Here is a 23,204-nt window from a genome sequence, read left to right as displayed (position 1 = left end):
GCGGCCGCACGTGGCAAGCGGTAGAATGGACAGACGAAGACGAGAGGACCGTGCAATGGCAACTGCAAAACATACGAAGACGCCGGCCACAACGGAAAGCGCTCCCCGCGAAAAGCCCAGTGCTGCTGAACAGGAGATTCTCGAACAAAAGAGCGACGTGCGCCGCGCAATCATCGAGTGCCGCCAGGAGCTGCGCCCGAGCGCCCGCTCGACGAAATCACGCGAGATATGCAACAAGCTGCTCGACCAGTTACGCGCCAGCGGTATCAAGGGCAAAAACGGACAGCCCCCAACGCTCGCAGTGTACGCGGCACTGCGCTATGAAGTCGATCTCGATCGCTTCATTCGCGGGGCATACGCATACGGGTACCGCATTGTGTTCCCGTGCATGATCCCCAACGCCGCACAGGGAGCCATGTGCATGCGCTCCGTCTCGTGCAACAACTACTTGGGCGGAAACGTGCCGTTCATCGTTGACCCGCGCAAGCCCTGGGGACCCGCTGTGACCGAAGAGCACCAGACGTACACCAGCACGCGTGCGGGCGCGACGCGCCGCTTCATCCCCTCGCGCATCAAGGGCAGCGTTCCCCCCAAGGACGACACGCGCTTCCCGGTTGTACCCCCATCGGAAATCGATTTGGTCATTGTGCCCGCCGTCGCATTTGACGCTCAAGGCAACCGCTTGGGCTACGGACGGGGCACCTACGACCGCTACCTGCCGCAACTGCGCGAGGATTGTCAGCTTTTGGGCGTCGCGTTCGTCGAGCAGGAGGTCGATCGGGTTCCCTGTGATGAACACGACCGCAAGGTCCCGCAGTTCATTACGGCATAAAAATGGGTCCGGCATCCTATTGCGCCAGACCCACTTTTCTATTTCATGCCGCTGGCACCAATGCCGCCCTGCCGCCGCTCACACGCCGAAGGTTCCGACGTGCGCGAGCTGATAACTGCCGCCACGCCTACGACCAACATAGCTGTGTCTACCAAAACGGCAATCGCCTCGAACACCTGCAAGCACCTCCCACATCGGTACAAATACAACCTCTCCGTGAAGCGTTAACGCCTCCAGAGCGAACAGGACGTTGCGCCTGCGCACGGGAACCCCTCGCAGGCGCCGCCCGAGTGCCTATTGCGCATGGCGTAGGCGAATCGAATCTTGGACAATGCCCTTGCTCATGAAATACGTGACCACAAAGTAGCCGCCGTAGCACAGCAGGAAGATGCCGCACGTCACACCCACGGTCCCGCCAATCGACATGCCGCCGAACAGCGCCACGATCTCGATGACCACCTGCAGCGCCACGAAGGAGTGCGCAACACCCATCAGCAGCGGGAACACAAAGAAGATCGCCTGCTGCACCAAAACGGAGCGCATGATCTCGCGGTTGGACGTGCCCAGCTCGGATAGGATGCGGCAGTTCTTGCCGGAGTCTGCCACGCCCGAGAGCTGCTGGATCGTGAGAATCGCCGCGCATGCCACCACAAGCACGAAGCCGATATAGATGGCCAGGTAGCTGATGAGACCGTTCATGGAGTTCGTGGACTCGTAGCTCTGGGCACGCGTGGCCTCCGTGCCCCAAATCGCGCTTTCGGACCCGTCTGCGTTCAGGATCTGATCCCACGAGCGGTCCTGACGTACGTAGCCCTCCGTCTCGTCGTACGTGAGGCCCTCGCGGTAGTCGCCCAAGAAGTAGCTCGCGTACAGCGGCAGGCCACTTGCATCCACCAGCTCGTCCGGCACGACGATTGTGCCCGAATTGCTGCTCATCGAGGAGTTGAAGAAGGAGCTCGCGGCCTCGTCCACACTCGCGGCGACGGGACGAAGCACGCGTCCGCCAAGCTCGATCTCCACGCCCTCGCGCATGTCGGCGTTGTAGATCTTGTTCACCGACTCGCCCATGTCGCTCGTGATGAGGTAGCCATCATCACCCAGGTCGACGTGCTCCTTACCACGGAAGTCGAGATAGCGATTGTAGTCGCTCTCCTTCATGACCGTCAGGCCCATCATGCTCGCGTTACTCGAGTTCGTGCCCTTGGGCATGGGCATGTCCACCGCAGCGGCAAGATCATTCAGGCTCACCAACGGTAACTTGGTGCCTATCGGTCGCGAGTCGTAGATTTCCACCTGGACGTGGCTACCCAAGATGCCCGCAAGGTCGAAGGGGCGCTCCTCGGATGTGCCCTTATCGATGACGTTGCTCCGGCTCAGCTCCAGGATGTCCACGGGCTCGGTCGCAAGCTTCATGGGTATGTCGCCCGTATATGTCGGGTCGTTCACCACGTTCTCGCCAAGGTACATAACCACGCGCGAATAATCGGCGATCGTGCTGCGCTCCACGCTCGTGTTCATCACGCTGGCAATGGACATGCCGCCCGTCACGCTCGTGATGGCTAGGAACAAAATCATCGAGATGATGGCCATGGAAAAGCTCACCGTGTTCACCTTTGCGGACAGCTGGCGCACGGTGAACATGTTAAGGCCCCTCCAATACAGACCGCGCGCGGCCTGGAGCACCTTGAGCAAGAACCCGGACAGACCAAAGAAGAACAGAATCGTGCCCACAACCACAATGCCCGTGGTGAGCATGAACTGATTCATGGCGGCTTCGACCTCGCTTGGCGCGCAATCAATGGGCAGGCCGTCACGCAGCAGCCGGAAGTACGCAATGCCGATGAGCGCGGCGCCCAGGATGAATATCGCCGCGGACACGATCGGGTTGCGCGTCTTGATGGCCTCATTCTTGCGACCGGCGCTCATGAGGTCGATCACCTTGGCACGACGCACCACGCGCAGGTTGAACACGAGCGTCACCAGGAAAATCGCAACCAAGCAACCCACCGTGATCAAAAATGCCGGCACCGAGAAAAAGAAATGGAAGTCACGGATCTGCGTTTTGAACAGTGACGCCGTGAAGAAGGTCATGAGCTGGGAGAATCCCACACCCAGCGCGATGCCGAGCACAAGGGCCGCACCGGAGACGATGGCCGTCTCGAGGGCCATCACGCGCGACACCTGGCCACGACTCATGCCAAGGACCTGATACAGGCCGAATTCCTTCTTGCGTCGTTTCATGATGAAGTTGTTCGCGTACACCATGAGAAAACCCATAAGCGTAGCGAGGAACATGGTGAGTCCGGACATGATGGTGCTTAGGAGTTCGGGCATGCCCTCTTCCTCAAGCACCAGATCCGCCTGAACGGAAATGGTGTTGAACGCGTAGAACACCGTGACGGCAAGCGTGAGCGTGAGCAGGTAGACCAAGTAGTCCTTACCCGCACGGCGCACGTTGCCCCAAGCGAGTTTACAGAGCATCGGAGCCCTCCCCGCCCATCATGGCCACGACCTCCATGATGCGGTCGAAGAACTCGCGGCGCGGGCTGCCTCCGCGGCGGAGCTCGGTAAAAATGCGCCCGTCGCGGATGAACAGCACACGGTTGGTGTAGCTCGCGGCAAAGCTATCGTGCGTGACCATGAGGACGGTCGCCTGGTACGCATGGTTCATGTTTTCGAGGCTTTCGAGCAGCAGGCGGGCGTTCTTGGAGTCGAGGGCGCCCGTGGGCTCGTCGGCCAGGATGACGGCGGGGTCGGTCACCAGGGCGCGGGCAGCCGCCACGCGCTGCTGCTGTCCGCCGGACATCTGGTAGGGATACTTATCGAGCACGCCCGCGATGTCCAGACGCTGTGCCACTTGCTCAACGCGCGCAAGGGTCTCCTTGGCGGGCGTGCGGGCGATGGTGAGCGGCAGGGCGATGTTCTCGCGCGCGGTGAGCGTGTCGAGCAGGTTCGAATCCTGGAAAATAAAGCCCAGCTGCTCGCGACGGAAGCGCGTGAGCTTGGCCTGCTTGAGACGCGTTACGTCCGCCCCGTTGATGATGACGCTGCCGCTTGTCACGGTGTCGATGGTAGACACGCAGTTGAGCAGTGTCGATTTGCCGGATCCCGATGCGCCCATGATGCCCACGAACTCGCCCTTATTCACCGTGAACGACACGTCGGCGAGCGCGCGCGTGACGTTGTTGCGACTGCCGTATACCTTCTCGACGTGGCGTACCTCAAGGACGGGAGCGGCCTGTGCCTCAAATGCCATGTGAATCATTCCTCTCTCTTTAACAATCTTGCCAGAGCGCGGCCAAATAGCTGACTAGCGGCTTACCAGCGCAAGCAATGCGAGCATGCCCGATGCCATGAGCGCCATCACGCACAGCCACACCGTCATCTCAACCTGGCTCATGCTCGCCTGAACGAGCGTGGGCTCACCCTGAACAATCGCGGCGTCCATCTTCATCATCATGTCCTTCATCGTAAACGTCCTTTCCCATCTGCTCGCGCACACTGGCGCGCTGGTCTTTTTCTTCGACCCCTATACTCGCAGCAACCCCCGTGCACAACCATCGATTTGGCTTACAGAAGGGTTGCATTCGTGTAAGGTTGCTTGTGGAAAACGGAAGCAGCGATTGGAAGCATCGCAAAGCGAGGTGACGTGCATGAAGAACGTTCGCGTGGCGGCGGGCATTATCCAGCGCGAGGGTGGCGAAGTTTTGGCCGTTCAACGCGGATATGGCAGCATGGCAGGCATGTGGGAGTTCCCCGGCGGCAAAATTGAGAACGGCGAGACGCCGGAGGAAGCGTGCAGGCGAGAGCTGCTCGAGGAGCTGCAGGTGCGCGTCACTAACTTGCAAGATTTTTACACCCTCGAGTACGACTACCCCGACTTCCATCTTTCGATGAACTGCTTCTTTTGCCAAATTGCCGAAGATGAAGGGGAGCCTCAGGGCAACGACCGTCAACGCGAACTGCGCTGGGTACCGCAGGTCTCGCTCGCGACGCTGGAATGGATGCCGGCCGATATCGAGCTTGTGGAACTCCTCGAACAGCTCGCGCGGAAATCGAACGGCGAAGGGGCCCGTCAGCCTAAGACGAGCGACGAGGTCGGCAAGGAGCATGAGGGCAGGACGCGCGCCAGCAAAAAACGCGCTCGAAAGAAGCGCGCCCCGAAGAAGCCCGACCTCCTCGACGGCATCGACACCTCGCAGCTGACCGCCGGCCAAACCGCCCTGGTCCGTCGCCGCGCCGCTGTGCGCAAATCCATGCAGGGCAACAAGCGGCGCGACACCAAGCCCGAGCTTCTTGTGCGCCAACGGTTGCGTGCCGCCGGGCTCACCGGCTACCGCCTCGACTGGGCAAAGGCCCCCGGACGTCCAGACATCGCCTTCCCCGGACGCAAGATCGCCATCTTCGTCAATGGCTGTTACTGGCACCGCTGCCCCAACTGCAATCCAAGCGTCCCCAAGAAGAACGTCGAGTTCTGGGAAGCGAAGTTCCGCCGTAACGTCGAGCGTGACCAACGCGCGCTCGACGAGCTCAAGGCACTGGGCTGGACCGCCATCACCATTTGGGAATGCGAGCTCAAGCGCGACCGCATCGATGAGACAATGGAGCGCGTGATTGAGCGCGTGCGCGCGGCAAGCACCGGTGCGAGCACGGACAAGGCAGCGGCTGAGTCGCAAACCGCCCCAATCGCCTCAAACGCCCCTGCCGAACCGAACGCCTCGCCAACGCCGGATGCCGCCTCGATTTTGACAGACGCCCCAATCCACGACCCCTCGCCCACCAAGTAAGGAGCCCATCATGCACCTGGGAATGTTTCAAGCCGAGGAGTTCGGCGACCTGCAGCGCCTTGTGGACGGCCTGTTCACCGGGCGCGAGACAATCGAGCGTCTCGACCTCATCGTGCAGGCGGAGATTTTGGACCTCGCGCCCGATTTGCTCGAAATCGTGAACCTCGTGCCCCCGGGAACGTACGACCGCACGAGGCTGTGCGATCAAATCAACTCCGCCCTCGCCGCGCACGGCTGGGGCGCCACCTACGGCACGGTCGAGTAGGCAGCAGGGGCACCCCGCCGGACCTCGAATTGGAGATGGGCTCCAAATTGAGGTGCATGCGCGTGCGTGCGCGCGATGCGGACGGACGTGGGCGAATACGGGCGAATGCGGACGGACACAGGCGCGATGCGGGCACAGGCAAACGCAAGCGCAGTACGAACGCAATCAGGCGTGGTGCGAACGCGCGCGAGCAAATGCAGGCGCTGTGCGCGTGTAATGTCGAAAGTGAAGGGCTTCAATCTCATTTTTTTCGACATTACACGCGCGCGGTAAGGCTAGCCGCGCCTCCATGCGCGGTAAGGCTAGGCGCGCCTCCATGCGCGCGGTAAGGTCAGGGGCGCTTCGCCTTCTTGCAGGCGACCGTCATGTAAATCATGCCGATTACCGCGGCGCTCACGGATCCTGCGAGGATGGCGGCCTTGGCAGCGAGCATCTCGAAGGGCTCGGCGGGGAACGCAAGGCCCGAGATCAAAATCGACATGGTGAACCCGATGCCGCCCAAGATACCAACGCCCACGATGTGCCGCCACGTCACCCTGCTTGGCAGTTCGGCAATGCCAAGCTTCACCAGCAGAAATGTTACCCCCACAATGCCGATGGGCTTGCCCAGCAGCATGCCAAAGTACGTACCCATGGACACGGGGTCGAATGCCAACTGCACCACATCGACGCCCACCAGGCGCACTTGAGCGTTCACGAAAGCAAACAGCGGCAAGATGATAAAGTTAACCGGCGTCGAGATCTTACGCTCGAGGCGGACGAGCGGGGGCGAGACGCGATGCATAACGCGCTCGGCACCCAAGGTGGCGTGCGTGAAGTCGTGCTGTCCCAGGATATGCGCATCCTCATCGTAAGAATCGACCAGGTCGGGCATATAACCGCGCAGCCAGTCAGTCAGGTTGTCCAAGCGGATGCCCGAGCGCGCGGGAATCGCGAACGCCACAATGACGCCCGCGAGCGTGGCATGCACGCCCGACTTGAACAGGCACACCCAGAGGACGAATCCACCCACCATATAAGGCGCCAAGCGGTAATGCTGCGTCTTGTTGAGCATGAACAGGGATACGGTCACCACAGCGGCGGCTAGGAGCCACATGAGATCGGGAGCCTGACCGTAGAACAGGGCGATCGCCGCGATGGAGATGAGATCGTCGGCAATAGCGAGGGTCGAGAAGAACACGCGCACGCCGGCGGGCACGCGGTTGCCCAACAGCGAGAGCACGCCAAGAGCGAACGCGATGTCCGTTGCCATGGGAATAGCCCAGCCCTGTGCCGAACCGCTTCCGCGATTGAGCAGCATGTAGATCGTCGCTGGCACCACCACGCCGCCCACGGCGGCAAGCATGGGGAGCAGCGCCTGACGCGGGCGCCTCAACTCGCCCACCGTCATCTCGTATTTGAGCTCGATGCCCACGAGCAGGAAGAAGATCGCCATGAGGAAATCGTTTACGAACACCTCGATGGAGATCGCCATCGTATGCGAACCAATGCCCACGTGGATGGGCTCCATCAAGATATGGTGAATCGCCTCATAAGCGTCACTGTTGGCACAGATAACCGCGGCAATCGCCGCCACAACCATCACGGCAGCGGCGATAGTTCCATTTTCCGAGATGCGTTCCCAAATATCGCGCCGCTCGATGCGCTTGCGCTGCGTCTCGTTGAAAAGCTGCTCGCGTGCGTCCATACCACTCCCCGTCTCTTTTCACATCGAGAACTATCCTACCCAGCGGGCACATATGAGCGACATATGTCCATTATTGGTTCTAGAGCGAATCCATAATTGCCGGGCATCCATATTGCAAAACTCAACCTCTGGCATAGAAAGGCGCCCTGCACCGCACATGCGTTGCAGGGCGCCTCACGCTTGTTGGAGAAGCGTTAGTTCGCGGCGAGAATGGGGGCAGCGACCTGCTTCTTGCGAGAAAGCACGCCGGGCATCCACACGCCCTCGGCCACGTCCTCGATACCGAGACCCTTCTGCGCGGCGGCGGTGTCGCCCTCGAGCAGGACCTGGGAGCCCTCCTCCATGATGTCGGTGAGACAGAGCACAATGCCATCAGCGGCCTTCTCGGCCTGGTAAACGCGCATGGCCTCGCGGATCTCGGGGATCATACCGAGCGCGCGGGACTTGTCCACGGTCTCGTACTGGCCAATGAGGAGCTTCTTGCCAGCAACCTCGAACATCTTGATGTCGTTGCCGACCATCTCGGCGGCGGTGAAGGAGCCGGACGGGCGGGTGAGGAAGACCTCCATGCCGAACTTGACCGGGTCGACGCCGAGCTGCTCGCCGAGCTTTGCGGCAATAGCGGCATCCACATCGGTGGCGGTGGGGCTCTTGAGCATGAGGGTGTCGGTCATCATGGCGGACAGCAGCAGCTTGGCCTGCGTGTCCGTGGGCTCAACGCCCAGAACCTCGAACAGCTTGGCCACGATGGAGCAGGAGGAGCCCCAAGGCAACGCCACGATGTGCAGCGGAGCGGCGGTGGTGAAGTCGCCGAAGCGATGGTGATCCACAACGCCGAAGATGGTGGCGTTCTCGAGGCCGGTGACGGACTGGCCGGGCTCGTTGTGGTCGGTCAGGATAACGAGCTGGGCATCGTCGCCCTCGGCAGCGGGCTCGATGGCGTCGATGAGCGTCGGGGCAGCCACGCCAGCGTCCTCGAGGAGCTTGGCGGACTCGGCGGGAAGCGGACCCAAGCAGCAGGCGGTGTAGCTGTTGCCCTGGTACTCGACCTGGTTGAGCAGCTGGGACAGGACGACGGACGACATGATGGCGTCGTTGTCGGGGTTCTGGTGTCCGAAGACGAGGACGTTTGCCATGAGGGCTCCTCCCTTGTAGCGAATGCATGGATGTTCCCATTGTAACGCGCAGACGTCACCCCGCCTCGCAAGCCTCTGTATTAACGATAAACACCCGTCTCTTTGACGAAGCCCTGTTATCGGCGCGGTATCATACGTGCGGAATAGCAACACCCCCTTCGTCGATCCATGCGCGGCACGGCATCGCGCGCACGCTGCGCCGCAGAGATCGGCTTTTGCGTCGGGCATCCTTGCAGGCGGCACGTCCACGGCCAATTCGATTGGCTTTCGCCATCGACGAGGGGAATTCTCTTTCTTGATTGGAGCCAGCATGCTTGCCGATTACCATGTGCACACCGATTTCTCCGACGACTCCGTCTTCCCGCTCGAAGACGTCTGCGCGCTCGCCGTTGAACGCGGCTTCGACGAGATCTGCATCACCGACCACGTGGACTACGGCGTGCGCCCCGACTGGGACGAATACCGCCGCGACCCCTCCTGCGCCAAGATCGTTGAGGGCAAGCCCTCCATCAACGTCGACTACGAGCGCTACTTCCCCGCCATCGAGCGGGCGCGCGAGCGATTTGCACCGGAGCTCACGGTGAAAACGGGTATGGAATTCGGCGTGCAATCGCACACGCTCGACAAGTACCAGACGCTGTTCGACCAGCACGCCAATGCATGGGACTTCATCATCCTGTCCATCCACCAGGTTGGTGACCAGGAGTTTTGGGATGGAACGTTCCAGGAGGGCAGGACGCAGGAGCAGTACAACATGCAGCACTACGAGGAGATGCTGCGCGTTGTCCAGAACTTCGACCATTGGTCGGTTATCGGACACCTCGACCACATCAAGCGCTACGACCCGCTCGGACCCTGGCCCGACGTGAACGTTCGCGACATCGTGGCGGAAATTCTTGAAGAGGCGATTCGCCGCGACAAGGGCATCGAGCTCAATACCTCCTCCGTCCGATACGGCCTGTCCGATCTCACCCCCAGCGTTGAGATCCTGAGCCTCTACCACGACCTCGGCGGCCGTATCCTCACCATCGGCAGCGACTCGCACAAGCCCGAACACCTTGGCGCGCACATCCCCATGATGCGCGAGCGCCTGCAGGAAATCGGCTTTACCGAGTTCTGCACCTTCGACCACATGGAGCCGATCTTCCATAGGCTGTAGGCTCTCCCTGTCGGCATAGCGCCGAAGCACGTCTTGCCGTCCACCTCGTCCCATCAACCCCGGAGCATCAATGGCCTCTCTCCTTCTCGCCGTCATCTATCTCACGTTTATCTCGCTCGGCCTTCCCGACTCGTTGCTCGGCACCGCATGGCCCGTCATGCACGTCGACCTCGCCGCGCCCGTTGCCGCACAAAGCCTCATCTCCATCATCATCAGCTGCTGTACGATCACCTCGTCACTGCTCACCGCGCGCCTGGTCCACAAGCTCGGCACCGGCAAGCTCACCGCACTTTCGGTTGGCCTCACCGCTGCGGCGATCCTCGGCTTCTCTACAACGAACGCGTTCTGGCAGCTCTGCCTCATCGCCATTCCCTACGGTCTAGGCGCGGGTGCCATCGATTCCGCCCTCAACAACTACGTTGCTCTGCATTACGGCGCACGCCACATGAGCTGGCTACACTGCTGCTGGGGTGTCGGCGCGAGCGTGGGCCCGCTCGTTATGGGCTGGGCCCTCGCCAGCCCCTTGAGTTGGCATGGCGGATACCTCGGTATCGGCCTTATCCAGGCCGCAATCACGGCGGCCCTGTTCCTCTCACTTCCTCTGTGGAAATCAACCGACGCGGAGGCGACCGATGCAAATGAGGGCACGGCGATCGAACCTGCCTTTGACACCGGTGCTCCCCGTAAGCAGCCCTCTGGCGAACGCCCCCTCACGAACCGAGAGCTACTTAGATTCCCGGGTGCCATCGCCTCCATCGGTTCCTTTGGCTCCTACTGCGCGCTCGAGGGCTCCATTGGCCTGTGGATTGCCAGCTACCTCGTCATGGCGCGCTCCATCGACACGGCAACGGCGGCTTCCATCGTTGCACAATTCTTTATGGGCATCACCATCGGACGCCTCGTGTCGGGCTTTGTTGCCCAATGGCTCACAAGCGAGAACCAGATCCGCATTGGCCAAGCGCTCATCACCCTCGGCATCTTCTCGCTCCTGGTGTTTGACGGGCCTGTTGCCGCCGGTATCTCCATTCTGCTTATGGGTCTTGGGTGTGCTCCCATCTACCCCAGCATCGTCGCCCTCACGCCCAAGCGCTTTAGCGCCAAGGCGTCCCAGGGGCTGGTCAGCCTGCAAATGGCATGCGCGTATGCGGGCTCCATGCTCGTGCCGCCCGTCTTTGGGCTCGTCGCCGGTGCGGGTGGAGCGGTGCTCATTCCCTATATGATTGCGGCGCTCCTCGTTACCAATACCGTCCTTGCCGAGCTTGCCGTGCGCAAGGCCAACGCCGCCCCGGGCAACGCGACGCGCTGACAGGAAGAAAGCCCCCCTCGAACCTCCCAATGTGGCAGTTCGAGGACAAACACCGCATGCAAAACAAGAGGCCGGCTCCATTTGGAACCGGCCTCTTCATCTACAGCGATCCGCACACGCCGTCGAGTAGGACAGCGGACAGTCATGCGGCGAGTGCACGACGCTCGTCTACACCTCGCACGCAGCGGCGCGCAGCGCCACGTACGCAGCACCGATGATACCCGCATCGTTGCCGAGCTCGGCGACCTCAATGGGAGTCTTGGTACTCACAGAGAGAGCGCAAGCGGCATACTTCTCGCGCAGCTTGTCCAAATATACGTCCGCAGAAGCAGAAGCGCCGCCGCCCAAGACATACACCTCGGGATCGACCACAGCAGAGATGATCTGCAGGCCGCGGGCGAGATAGTCGGTCATCGTTTCAACGGCAGCCCAGGCGACCTCGTCGCCCTCACGGCACGCCTGGAACACGGCGCGGGAGTCGCTCGTGCCGGAAAGTTCGATGGGGTCGACGCCACGGACCTTGCACTCATGCAGGTAGTTGCTCACCACGCCGGTGGCGGAGGCGTATTGTTCGAGGCAGCCCTTGTTGCCGCAGCCGCACACACGGGTCTCGTCGGGGTTCACGCACATGTGGCCGATCTCGCCGCCCGCACCGAACGCGCCGTCGATCACATCGCCGTTCACCACGACGCCACCGCCCAAACCGGTGCCGATCGTCACCATGACCATGCTGCGATGACCCTTGGCGCTACCACGCCACAGCTCCCCCATGGCAGCCGCGTTCGCATCGTTCACGTAGCGCACGGCGGCATGGGGACAGCGAGACTCGAGTGCCTCCTTGAGCTCGGGGGCGTTGATCTTGATGTTGGCGGCAAGCGTGATGTTGCCGCTCGCGGGAACGGGGCACGGCAGCGCCAGACCGACGCCGCGCACGAACAGCATGGGCTGCTGCACGGACGCCATGAGCTCCTCGATGCCGCCCACGACCGCCGCGTAGCCCTCCTCATTGGCCAAAGAGGGGGTTGGCACGCTCACCTTGCCGAGTAGGTTGCCGTCCTCGTCGAACAGGCCCTCCTTGACGGAGGTGCCTCCCACGTCGATGCCAATGTAGTACTGCTTGCTTTCGGTCATTGGAGCTCCCTTCGTGTGGCAGGTCCATGTGCCCGCCTCAATCGCTGGCTCCAACTATACCGCTACCTGCCGCCATCATGCCAAACGAATGGGCAGCATATCGCCCGGAGGCCCCGGAGCCCAAGAGGCCCGACACCATCACCCAATTCACCGAGCAGGCGCTTTTCATACGATTCGGAGGGTACAAACGCAGGAAAAGCACTCACTTAGGACGCGCTTTGGGGCTTTTTGCCGGCAAACGACACCACAACGCCGATTAACGCTCCGAGCAGTGCGGGCACAACCCAATTCATGCCCAAATCGGCAAAGGGCAGGACGTCGAACGGCAGCCAAGCGCCGGTGAAAAACGCGTCGCGCAAAGAGGTGGCAATGCTCACGACGGCGGTTAAGCCCACGGCGCATGGCCACACGGCGGGCATGCCATCGCACACCTTATGCAGCATGCCCATCACAACCAGGACGATCGCCATGGGGTACATCGCGTTGAGCAGTGGGACGGAGAACGTGAGGATGGCATCGAGCCCGAAGTTCGACACCACGCAGGAGAACACGGCAAAACCCAGTGCCCACACGCGATATGGAATGCGCGGGAACTCGTCGGAGAAGTACGTGCCGCAACAGCTGATGAGACCGATGCACACATTGAGGCAGGCAAGCAGGAAGATTGCCGCAACGACCACCGTGCCCACCGTACCGAAGTGCTGACCGGCGGAGGCAGCAAGGATCTCGGCACCGTTGGTAGCGCCGGGCAGAACAGCGGCGATGTTGACGCCCACCAGCGCCAAGCCGCAGTAGATGATGCCCATGAGCACGCCCGCGAATATGCCCGCACGGGAAACCTCGCGCGTGAGGCCGGCATCGTCCGTCACGCCGAGCTCGCGGATATTCGTGGCGATGACGATGCCGAACGTGAGCGACGCCAGCAGATCCATGGTCTGGTAACCCGTGAGGAAGCCAGACATAGCGGGGGCAGAGGCGTACGCGGCATGGGCGGCCTCGAGACTGGATGCGGGGTCGAAGAGCGCGGCACCGATCACGAAGACCAGCAGCGCGATGAGGGCGGGGCCGGTGATGCGACCGAGCAGGCGCGTGAGAGCGCTCGGATGCATGGCGAGCAGGTAGGCAACGGCGAAGAACACGACCGAGAACACGAGGCGCGCCACCTCGAGCGAAAGCCCCGCGGGGAGCAGCGGCTCAAACATCTCAAACGAGGTGGAAGAGGTGCGCGGAATGGCGAGGCACGGACCGATTGCCAGGTAATTCGCCGCAACGAAGACGTGCGCGAACAGCGGGTGCACGCGCGAGGCGAGGTCGCGGATAGTGCCCGCGAGGCCAACCGCGATAATGCCGAGCATGGGCAGACCGATACCCGTAACGAGGAAACCGACCATGGCGGGAACCACGGCCTCACCCGCCTGCAAACCCAGTAAGGGCGGGATAATCAGGTTGCCTGCGCCGAAGAACATGGAAAAGAGGGTAACGCCCACGAATAGGGACTGCCTCGATGTCAACTTACCAGTAGTCATAGTCTCCCCGTTCCCGCGATTCCGCCGTAGTGCTCGTACTTTACCAGAGGGGAGTAGTTCTCACAATATGCACGAGGCGTGCGAGATTATGCGTTCAGCACCCCACAATGCAACGGATTAACACAGCGTCAACATTTGACATGAGCGGAAGGCGCTCACATTGCGACGAGGCACGGCGACGCACAACATGAAAAGGCGGAGCACCCTCAGGGTGCCCCGCCCTATCATCGGCGATCAGGTAACGTTACGCGCGTGCAGCAGTCACTGCTTGCGACGCCTCACAATAACGCCAGCGGAGATTACAGCCACAGCAGCCACCGCAACGCCACCAATCACGAGCATCGAGCTATCACCCGTCTGGGGCAACCCAGAATCGGGCTTCTGCGTCGAGCCCTGCCCGGGCTTCTCGCCCGGCTTCTCAGACGGCGCGTCCTTCTTCGAGAACTTCGCAACGAGCGTCAAGTCGCTCGTCACGGGCGCCTCAAACGAATACAGCTCGCCGTTGAGATACCAGCCCTTGAAGGTGTAGCCGTCCTTAACCGGATCATTCTGCGGCGCCGCGGCCGTCTCGCCATCGGCCACCTCAGCCTTGTGATACTGCTCGCCGTCAACCATGAAGGTCACCGTATGAGTCGTAGGCACAGGGGGAGCAGGCGTCTCATTGGAGCGCTTAAAGCGCGCCTCAAGCGCAACGCTGTAGTCGGCTGCAACCTCATAGGAAGTCTCTTCGCTCAGAGGCTCACTTGACCAGGGGGCAAACCAGCCCACGAACTCCATGTCGTCACTGGCCGTTGCCGTGAGAGTCACCTTGGAGCCGGGCTTGACGTCCGCACGGAACACGGCGTCGGAGGCATCCGCGTCCTCGACCGATCCCGTCACGATACCACCCAACTCACCCGTGGACATGTCGAGCGACCCGTCCTGCGCGGCGACATAGCTCATGCCGCGCGCGAACACCGTGCTTGCGGGTGCGGGCTTGTTGGCGATGTCGAACTCGGAAACGGCAACCCACTCGTCATTGGACTTGGTCGCCTCAAAGCGCACGCCGTACACTGTCTGCTCGTCGAACGAGATGATCTTCTTGGAATCATCCGCCTTGAACGTGGCACCTTTGGCGACCTGCTTCCATTCTCCATCCTTCTCCGTGCGAATGAACAGGTTCGCCTCGGTCACCTGGCCGCTGTTCTGCCCCTTACGCGGCGTAAAGGAGAACTGATTGATGGCATAGCCCTTACCGAAATCGATCTCGGCGTATATGGGGTTCGTCACGGACAGGTGCCCGTCGGCGTTACCTTCCGTTACGTCCTTCCAATTGGAATGCCAGATGGTGGCATCGTCGTTGTCACAGGCCTGCTCGATGTGGCCGCCGGCGGTTTCGCCTTGAAGGGTCTGGCTATTGGTCGTTGCCGTCCAGGCCTTCTTGTTGAACTCATCGATCTCGGGTTCCTCGACGGCAGGTTTGACCACCACGTTGTCCATAGTCGCGGCGATCGCCTGCGTCTTGGACCCTATGCGCTGCAGAGGCAGGGTAAAGGTGGCATTGGTAATGCCCTCCTTGGTCACCTTGCCCGCATCGGCGTTGTAAAAGCTGCCACGTGCCGTCCCGATGGCCTCGCCGTCGATCTTGAGCGTTGCCTCCTGCACGCTGGTGACAATCTCAACGTGAACCGACTTGCCCACTGGCAGCTTATAGTCGAAGTAGTAGTTGTACAGCTCGCGCGTAAAGCCAAGCCGTCCGTCGTCCATCACGCGAATATCCAACGTGCCGTACGGCGCATCGGCCTCAAAGAGGATATCGCCGGGACAGGCAGGCTCGGTGAGCTCGATGTCAAAGGAGAGCGAGGTGCCGGTCGAAATCTTGTCGATCGCACCGTCAACATAGGACTCGCCACCGCTCAATGTGAGCTTGCCGTTCTCCACCTCCGCGTTCTTGCCCTCCGTAAGGTCGCGGCCGTTCTCACTCACATCGTCGAGGCCCTGCTCGAAGTCGAACTCCTCGTAGGAATCGCCCTTGAGGGAAGCCTCGCCGTACGGATTCACGCCCGGACCGTAGCCGGCCGTCTCCACGAGAGAGCGAAGGTTCTGATACCCCTTGCTTCCCTCGCCCTTTTCCTTGCCGGTAGCAGCCCAGTTGTTCTCTGCGTACACAGGCATCGCATCGAAGAAGCGCGTGAACTCGTCGGCCTCAGATAGACCGGATGCGCGTGTGTCGATATTGTCGTTCCAGATGGCGAATGCGGATCCCAGCACCTGCTTATCGCCAGATGGCAGCACGGTACCGCCAAAGTTGTTGGGATCGAACGAGTTGTACAGCCCCTCGGAGTTGAGGTAGTCGCCGTATGCACCGCGATTGCCGCCACCATTGGGGACCATGTAGCCATAGGAATCGAGGATGTTGATAAGATCGAAGCCCTTATCGTGCATGCGCCGAGGGTTCGCCCAACCAAGAGACCAGATGTTCATCTGAACGTTCTCGATGCCCTCAGGACCGGGCTCGGTGCCACCACCCTGCAGGTAGCTGCTGTCAAAGCTGCCCCATACGCGTACGGTATTGCCGTTTGCCTTGAGGTGCGGCACGAGGTCGTTATAGAAGTTGCAATATGCCGGGCGACCGTTGGGGATGATGAACTCGTCTGCGCCGATGTGCACGACGGTCTCGTCGTCGAAAACCTCGTTTTCGCCCGTAGTGTAATCATCGAAGATATCCTTGATGAGTTCCATGGTCTCGGGCTTGGTCACATCGAGATGGTCGATAGCGGAACGCGTCGTGTTCCCAGCCGTCGTGACCCTGGTGTTGTGCACGCCGAGCTCAGGCCACACCTTGGTAAAGGCCACAGCATGCGCGGGCATGTCGATCTCGGGGACGATGTTCATGCCAAGGGCGCGTTCGGACTGAATGAAGTCACGCATCTGGTCCTTGGTAATGGAGTAGTCCTTTGCCGTGGGGGTCTCGCCCTCGGCATTGGCCACATCCGTCTGCAAACGGAAGGCACTATAGGCCTGCCACTGGTTTTCCTCCGCGCCGTAATCCTCGAGGAAGATCAGGTTGTCGGAAAGATGGACCTGGAAGTCGTTCATCTTGTAGTAACGCATGGTGCGCGCCACGTTCTTCATCATGTCGAGGGACACGGGCTTACGCGCCACGTCCCACATGAAGCCGCGCACTTCGAAGCGCGGATAGTCGCGCATCTGGCCAATGGGGAACCCGTCCGTGTCGAGCTTGTACATCTGCAGGATGGTCTGCATAGCGTACATGTTGCCGGTCACGGCGGGTGCCACCACGTCGATGCTGTCGGCATCGATGGTCATGGCATAGCCCTCATCCCCAAGAAGCGCATCGCCCTCGGGGGACGCCAGCGTGAAGTTGAACGCGCCGGCCTTTGCGCCGACCTGCTCGATCGTCAGATCGCGACCGGTAAAGGTCTTGTAGTCGTCTGCGAATTCCTCGGCAATTGCCTTGAGCGAGGCATCGGAATAGGTAATCGCGGTCACGGTGTCGAGGGAGAGCTTGGCCGTCGAGTCGGAGAACCACTCCTGGATTTCGGGCACAACGGAGGGCTTGGCGTTTTTGCCCTGCTCCTGCGTTTTGGCGCCCTTCACCACATAGGGGATGTCCTTGGTCTCGGCGGTCTCATCGCTACCGTCCTTGGTCACCTTCCACGATACCTGCACGACCTTATCGACCAGAGGGTGAACCACGCTCAGGTCATCACCGATGACCTGCTCGAAGTCCGCTCCATTCAACTGGACGGTGAAGCCCTCGGGGACCTCGGGAAGGGAGATGGACGCGGCGTCGAGCGCGACAGTCTGCTCCCCCATCTGCTCAAGACTCTTCACCACGCTGCTGAGCGACTGGGTCACAGCCTGCTCGTTCGTATAGGCGGCGAGCTCAACCACGGATGCGCCGTTCCACTGCGTGTCGCCCGCAACGATGTCGAAGTTGGTCAGGCGGATCTTGGAGGCCACGATGGGCTCGTCAAGCATCACGCGAACGTGAGTCTCGTAACCATCGCCACTCTTGACGCTCTCGACGGTCTTGGCCAGTTTCCACTCGTCGCTGCCTGGGGTCTGATACTGAATATCAAAGCCCTTTACGTTGCTGGGCTTGACCGCAACCTTGCGCTCCTCGAACTGGATGTCGAAGAACTGCAGCTTGGCGTCTTGCTTGAGGTCGACGGCAAGCCAGGTTGTATCGTCCTTGTTGGGCTTTGCCGAGCTGCTCGACCAACGCGTATCGGTCTTGCCGTCGATGGCATGGTCGGGTTTGAGCTTATCGTTGTTGTCCTCGTAGGCACTCGCGGTCGCCGTCCCACCAAGCAGGTGGTTGACGTTCACAGTATCGACCACACCGTCAACAGCAAACGCACGCATGGGTCCCAAAGCGCAACAAAGCGCCCATGCAAGCAGCGCGATGGCAGCAAGTCTCCGGCTTACACCTCCCTTATACATATTGAGATGCATTCGAACCATACATGCTCCTTTCTGCGAGCCTCCGGCATGCCGAGTGACAGAACCCACAGGAGTCCCATTGGCCGGCCTGCGCCGATCCGCCTCCCCTCGTTATCCTGCTCAATCACTCTGCATGCATAGCCGCATGATTGTCGCATGCACATAAACATATAGATTCAATGGGCAATTCGCACCCCAGCAACGGTCGCTTTTTCTCGGCAAGCGGTACGTTGCGCGATGCAACACATCCAATTATCTATGCAAAGCAGAGGGCGGGGCGCAATTCACTTGGGGAGCGCCCCGCCCTAAAATGGAATCCGTAGAGCCCGAGGTTAGCGCGAACGAAGAGCGCGCGTTTGTTCGTGGCGCCCGACGATTGAAGGCGAGCCGAACGCGTTGTGCACGGCAGCCGACGTTTGAACGGTAGGTCGGGCGCCGCGGAAAGCGTCAACTCAGCTTGACGATGGGAGCGAAGCCCTTCATGAGCTTCTTGGTCTGACCGGAGCGCTCGAACTGGACTTCGATCATATCGCCAGCGGCGGAGATAACCGTGCCCGGGCCGAACGTCTTGTGGCTCACGCGATCGCCCGCCGCGAAACTCGTGGCAGCAGCAGTTGCGTCGCGCTCGCGCTCGACCGTGGCGGACACGCTGGCCTTCTTGGGTCGGGGCGCACCGGAGCCGAAGGTCGACGGCTTGCGGGGCGCCGAGCTCGCTCCCGCGCCTGCACCCACAGCACCCACGCGCCCGGCGTCGGGGCTGATCGCGGTGCGACGTTGCGTGCCGGGCGTCGAGCGGGTGTAAGAGCCGAACACGCGACCGCCGTACATATCGGAGCCCTTGCCGGAACCGAACGTGCCGCGACGGTCGCCGCGCTTCTCCCAGCCCGTCCCCTCGAAACCGGACGATCCGATGCCAGAGAATTCGATGTGCTCCGACGGGATCTCGTTCACGAAGCGAGAACGGGGATTTGCCTGGGTGGAGCCGTAGGTACGGCGCGTGGCAGCGTAGGTGAGGAACAGGCGCTTGCGGGCGCGCGTGATGGCCACGTACGCGAGACGGCGCTCCTCCTCGAGCTTGGCCGGGTCGTCATCGGTCCAGCCGGCGACATGCGGGAAGATGCCCTCCTCCATACCGGCGACGAACACCGCCGGGAACTCCAAGCCCTTCGCGGAATGGACGGTCATCATCGTGATGGCGTGGGTCTCCCCCGCCAGCGCATCGAGGTCGCTGCGCAGGGCGAGCCACTCGAGGAGGGCGGGCAGGGCCTTGCAGGCGAGCTGTCCGTACGTGCGCTCGACCTCCGCCGCGGCGATGGCGGCGGCGTTCAGAGCGGGGGCGGGCGCAGCAACCATCGACGCCAACGCGCCCTGAGGCGAGGTAACGGCTGCCGCAAGCGCATCGAGCGGATTGCCAAGCGCCGAGGCATCGCGCATGTCGGCTCCCTTGGCCACCATCGCATCGGTGCCGGCGGCACCTGGCGTGGCAGAGCCCGCCTCCGGCACTCCCGCGACGCCAGCGGCGCGCAGCTCCTCGAGGCTCTCGAGCGTGCCCTCGATGTCCTCGTGCGTCTCCTCGAATTCGGCGGCGACGCCCAGGAATTCCTGGATGTTCTCGGCGCGGCTCTCCGCCTCCATCGTCGCCTCGGCACGGAACGCTTGAATCAGGCCGCTCTTGTCGACGATCATCTCGACGACATCCTTGAGCTCGCCGTCCACGCGGCGCCCCTCGCGCACAAGCGAGACGAAGTCGCCCAGGGCATTACGGACCTTGGCGGAGAACATGCCCGTCTCCGCCGTGGCGATCTCGCACGCCTGGAAGAACGAGCAGCGGTTGGTGCGTGCAAGGTCCTCGATCTTGGAAATGGAGGTGGATCCGATGCCGCGGCGCGGGGTGTTGATAACGCGCTTGACGCTCATCTCGTCGGCGGGGTTCACGATCATCTTGAGGTACGCCATGACGTCGCGGATCTCGGCGCGATCGAAGAATCGCGTGCCTCCCACGATCTTGTACGGCACGCCCGCGCGCAGGAACATATCTTCCAAGATGCGGGACTGCGCGTTGGTGCGGTAAAAGACCGCCATGTCGTCGTAGCTCATGCCACCAACGTGCAGCTTCTCGATCTCCGAGGCGATCCAACGGCCCTCATCGCGCTCGTCGCTCGCCTGGTAAGACTGGATCTTCTCGCCGTCGCCCAAATCGGTGAACAGGCGCTTGTCCTTGCGCTGCGAGTTGTTGCGCACCACGGCGTTGGCGGCGGCGAGGATATGGCCGGTCGAACGGTAGTTCTGCTCGAGCTTGACAACCTTAGCCTGCTTGAAGTCCTTCTCGAAGTCGAGGATGTTCGAGATGTCGGCGCCGCGCCAGGAATAGATGGACTGATCGTCGTCGCCCACGACCATGAGGTTCTGGTACTTGGCGGCGAGCAGGTTGGCGATCTCGTACTGGACGTGGTTGGTGTCCTGGTACTCGTCGACGCTGATGTAACGGAAGCGCTCCTGGTACTTCTCCAGCACCTCGGGGCGCGTACGCAGCAGTTCGAGCGTGCGGACGAGCAGGTCGTCGAAGTCCATGGCGTTCGCGGCGCGCAGACGGCGCTCGAGCTCCAGATACACCTGACCCGCCTTCTGCTCCTGCGGGGAGCTCGCCTTCTCGATGAACTCCTCCGGGCCGATCATGGCGTTTTTGGCCGTGGAGATCTTGGAGCGGATCATGTTGACGGGGTATTGCTTTTGCTCGATACCGATCTGCGTCATGATCTCGCGCACCATACGGCGGGAGTCATCGTCGTCATAGATGGTGAACTGGCCGGTGTAGCCCAGCAGGTCGGCATCCTCCCGCAGGATGCGCACGCACATGGCGTGGAAGGTGCACACCCACATGCCGCGCATGCCGCCATCGGGCAGCATGGCGGAGAGACGCTCGCGCATCTCGGCAGCCGCCTTGTTGGTAAAGGTAATGGCGAGGATCTGCCACGGACGGATGCCGAGGTCGCCAATCATGCGGGCGATGCGGAAGGTCAGGACACGTGTCTTGCCGGAGCCGGCACCCGCGAGCACGAGCAGCGGGCCCTCGGTGGTGAGGACCGCCTCGCGCTGGGCGGGATTGAGCGAGTCGATATCTACAAGCGGGCGGGCGGGCGCGAGCGCCACCGTCGGAGCAACATAGGTCGAGACCCCGGGAACCGAAACATGCACTGGAGCGACATCCACCGCAGAAGGCTCATAATCCGCGGGAACATAGTCTGCGGGGGCCTCGGCATGCTCGGGCTCTGCCCCATACGCATCAAGCGGGACAACGTCGGGGTCGGGCGCAGAGGGCTGTGCATCCCACAAATTAGGCTGATTGGTCATGCCATCTCTCCAAAACACATCGTCGACGAGGCTGCGGGCCGTCGTCTTTTGAGCCTATCCAGTATAACGAGACGCCCAGACAAACCGAGCCAACCGCAAAGCCCCCACACTCGGAAGCGCGCAACCGGGGCAAAACAGCCTCGGGGGAATCCAAAACGGCCCCGGTGTGATCCAGTGCTGCCCCGGCGTGATCCAAAACAGCCACGGTGGAATCTCGGCCGACAAAAAGGGCGTCATGAACGCATAAATACGCAAATGCGGGGTTAATTTCCCAACCCTTCGATAGACACGCCATCCCACTTAATAAACCCGCAGGTCAGAACGATGCCCTCATCCCCTCTATGCGACGCTCCTCATTTTTATCCCCGCATTTGCGAATTTGCGTAACCGAAAGCTGTGCAACACCGACGAATGGGGCAGGTTGAAGACGCTTCCAAGTAGCGAAGGTGCACCAAGGCCCGAGGTCACTTCGCTACATAAAGGAGCCCTCCCGGAGGGAGGGCGGCGCTCAGAGCTATGAGTTATTTCCCGACACCAACGCGAGTCACATCGTAAGGCGTGGTCTGGTACACATAATAATTGAGCCAGTTCGTGTAGATGAGCTGCGCCTGGGCGCGCCATGTACATAAGGGCTCGCGCGCCGGATCGTCGCCGGGGAAGTAGTTCACCGGCACGTCTGGATTAATGCCTGCACGCACGTCGCGCTCGTACTCGAGCTGCAACGTATCGGCGTCGTACTCGGGATGCCCAAACACGAAGAACCGCCGACTATCCACGCTTTTTACCAGGTAGAGCCCTGCCTCGGACGAACTCGCGATGACCTCGAGCTCCGGATGCGCGCGCACCGCGGCCTCATCGACCCCGGTGTAGCGCGAATGCACCGCGAAAAAGCGGTCGTCCAAGCCACGCACCAAAGGCGAACTCGGCTTCTCAATACGATGCTCGTACACGCCAGAGAGCTTGGCGGGCAGCGCGTGTTTGTCGATGCCGTAATGATGAAAGAGCCCCGCCTGCGCGCCCCAACAGATGTGCAACGTGGAGTGCACATTTGTGGTAGACCAATCCATAATGTCTACCAGCTCGTCCCAGTAGTCGACATCCGCGAAGTCAAGCTTCTCAACCGGCGCTCCTGTGATGATGAGGCCGTCGAAGTGCTCATGGCGCACCTCGTCGAACGTGCGGTAGAAGGTCTCCAGGTGCTCGGGGGAGACGTTTTTCGCCTCGTGACTACGCGTGCGCAGCAGCTCGACTTCGATCTGCAGAGGCGTATTGGAGAGCTTGCGCATGATTTGCGTCTCGGTGGCGATCTTGGTGGGCATGAGGTTCAAGATCAACACACGAAGCGGACGAATGTCCTGGTGGAGGGCACGGAACTCGGTCATGACGAAGATGTTCTCGCTCTCCAATGCCGCGGTGGCGGGCAGAGCGTCAGGAATGCGAATGGGCATGGGGCCTCCTTGGTTCACGTTCCCCTATGGTACGACACAAACGCGTGCGCCGGGAGGTGGGCTCGATGCGAACCGATGCCGGAGCGAAGCGCGCGCCACGGACGCCGCGCGTGCGCGCCTGCGCCGC

At 61.4% G+C, this 23,204-nt stretch carries 15 protein-coding genes; 5 read left to right on the top strand and 10 right to left on the bottom strand.

Going from position 1 to position 23,204, the window contains the following annotated elements; all coding sequences use genetic code 11:
• The first annotated feature begins 55 nt into the window (after positions 1–55).
• Entirely contained in the window at positions 56–832 is a 777-nt protein-coding gene (locus ACT8II_RS01020; RefSeq protein ID WP_118652940.1) for a 5-formyltetrahydrofolate cyclo-ligase, read from the top strand.
• Positions 833–1,126: 294 nt separating this feature from the next.
• Here ACT8II_RS01020 and ACT8II_RS01015 read toward each other — a convergent pair whose 3' ends face one another.
• The 3 genes from ACT8II_RS01015 to ACT8II_RS01005 are packed head-to-tail and all read right to left on the bottom strand — an operon-like array spanning position 1,127 to position 4,301.
• Entirely contained in the window at positions 1,127–3,313 is a 2,187-nt protein-coding gene (locus ACT8II_RS01015) for an FtsX-like permease family protein (RefSeq protein WP_443812813.1), read from the bottom strand.
• A complete protein-coding gene (locus ACT8II_RS01010) occupies positions 3,303–4,097 on the bottom strand; it encodes an ABC transporter ATP-binding protein (protein WP_443812812.1) in 795 nt (264 codons plus the stop codon). Before ACT8II_RS01010 ends, ACT8II_RS01015 begins: the two co-directional genes overlap by 11 nt.
• Before the next feature lie 45 nt (positions 4,098–4,142).
• Entirely contained in the window at positions 4,143–4,301 is a 159-nt protein-coding gene (locus tag ACT8II_RS01005) for a hypothetical protein (protein WP_330005830.1), read from the bottom strand.
• A 184-nt stretch (positions 4,302–4,485) separates the two neighbouring features.
• Between ACT8II_RS01005 and mutT the strand changes: the two genes are divergently transcribed.
• Both mutT and ACT8II_RS00995 read left to right on the top strand, forming a co-directional pair.
• Positions 4,486–5,619 (top strand): 8-oxo-dGTP diphosphatase MutT, encoded by a 1,134-nt coding sequence (gene mutT / locus ACT8II_RS01000; RefSeq protein ID WP_443812811.1) that lies wholly within the window; start codon positions 4,486–4,488, stop codon positions 5,617–5,619.
• 10 nt (positions 5,620–5,629) lie between these two features.
• Positions 5,630–5,884 (top strand): hypothetical protein, encoded by a 255-nt coding sequence (locus ACT8II_RS00995; protein ID WP_118652936.1) that lies wholly within the window; start codon positions 5,630–5,632, stop codon positions 5,882–5,884.
• 331 nt (positions 5,885–6,215) lie between these two features.
• Here the strand turns inward: ACT8II_RS00995 and nhaA are convergent, their stop codons facing one another.
• Together nhaA and ACT8II_RS00985 are read right to left on the bottom strand one after the other, a co-directional pair.
• Positions 6,216–7,571 carry a Na+/H+ antiporter NhaA gene (gene nhaA, locus ACT8II_RS00990; protein ID WP_302742481.1) on the bottom strand — a complete coding sequence of 452 codons (1,356 nt, stop codon included), beginning with the start codon at positions 7,569–7,571 and terminating at the stop codon, positions 6,216–6,218.
• A gap of 194 nt (positions 7,572–7,765) precedes the next feature.
• Positions 7,766–8,707, bottom strand: coding sequence for a DHH family phosphoesterase (locus tag ACT8II_RS00985; protein WP_443812810.1), 942 nt, complete (start codon positions 8,705–8,707; stop codon positions 7,766–7,768).
• 310 nt (positions 8,708–9,017) lie between these two features.
• Here ACT8II_RS00985 and ACT8II_RS00980 point away from each other — a divergent pair, with 310 nt between their 5' ends.
• Positions 9,018–9,866 carry a histidinol-phosphatase HisJ family protein gene (locus ACT8II_RS00980; protein ID WP_294158315.1) on the top strand — a complete coding sequence of 283 codons (849 nt, stop codon included), beginning with the start codon at positions 9,018–9,020 and terminating at the stop codon, positions 9,864–9,866.
• Between the two features lie 70 nt (positions 9,867–9,936).
• The gene (locus tag ACT8II_RS00975) at positions 9,937–11,172 is read left to right on the top strand and encodes an MFS transporter (RefSeq protein WP_443812809.1); all 1,236 of its coding nucleotides are present in this window, start codon (positions 9,937–9,939) and stop codon (positions 11,170–11,172) included.
• Between the two features lie 168 nt (positions 11,173–11,340).
• Here the strand turns inward: ACT8II_RS00975 and ACT8II_RS00970 are convergent, their stop codons facing one another.
• The 5 genes from ACT8II_RS00970 to metA all read right to left on the bottom strand — a co-directional run bounded on the left by ACT8II_RS00970 (position 11,341) and on the right by metA (position 23,077).
• On the bottom strand, positions 11,341–12,303 hold the full coding sequence (locus ACT8II_RS00970; protein ID WP_118652926.1) for an ROK family protein: 963 nt from the start codon (positions 12,301–12,303) through the stop codon (positions 11,341–11,343).
• A 206-nt stretch (positions 12,304–12,509) separates the two neighbouring features.
• Positions 12,510–13,829, bottom strand: coding sequence for a branched-chain amino acid transport system II carrier protein (gene brnQ / locus ACT8II_RS00965; RefSeq protein ID WP_443812808.1), 1,320 nt, complete (start codon positions 13,827–13,829; stop codon positions 12,510–12,512).
• A 261-nt stretch (positions 13,830–14,090) separates the two neighbouring features.
• Entirely contained in the window at positions 14,091–18,299 is a 4,209-nt protein-coding gene (locus ACT8II_RS00960; RefSeq protein WP_443812807.1) for a family 20 glycosylhydrolase, read from the bottom strand.
• Positions 18,300–18,725: 426 nt separating this feature from the next.
• A complete protein-coding gene (locus tag ACT8II_RS00955; RefSeq protein ID WP_443812806.1) occupies positions 18,726–21,629 on the bottom strand; it encodes an ATP-dependent helicase in 2,904 nt (967 codons plus the stop codon).
• Positions 21,630–22,150: 521 nt separating this feature from the next.
• Positions 22,151–23,077 carry a homoserine O-acetyltransferase MetA gene (gene metA, locus ACT8II_RS00950; protein WP_443812805.1) on the bottom strand — a complete coding sequence of 309 codons (927 nt, stop codon included), beginning with the start codon at positions 23,075–23,077 and terminating at the stop codon, positions 22,151–22,153.
• Positions 23,078–23,204: the final 127 nt, after the last annotated feature.

It is taken from the genome of Collinsella sp., from assembly GCF_052346665.1.
Taxonomy (GTDB): Bacteria; Actinomycetota; Coriobacteriia; order Coriobacteriales; family Coriobacteriaceae; genus Collinsella.
Note: the sequence above shows the minus strand (reverse complement) of the source record. Positions and strands in the feature narration are given on the sequence as shown.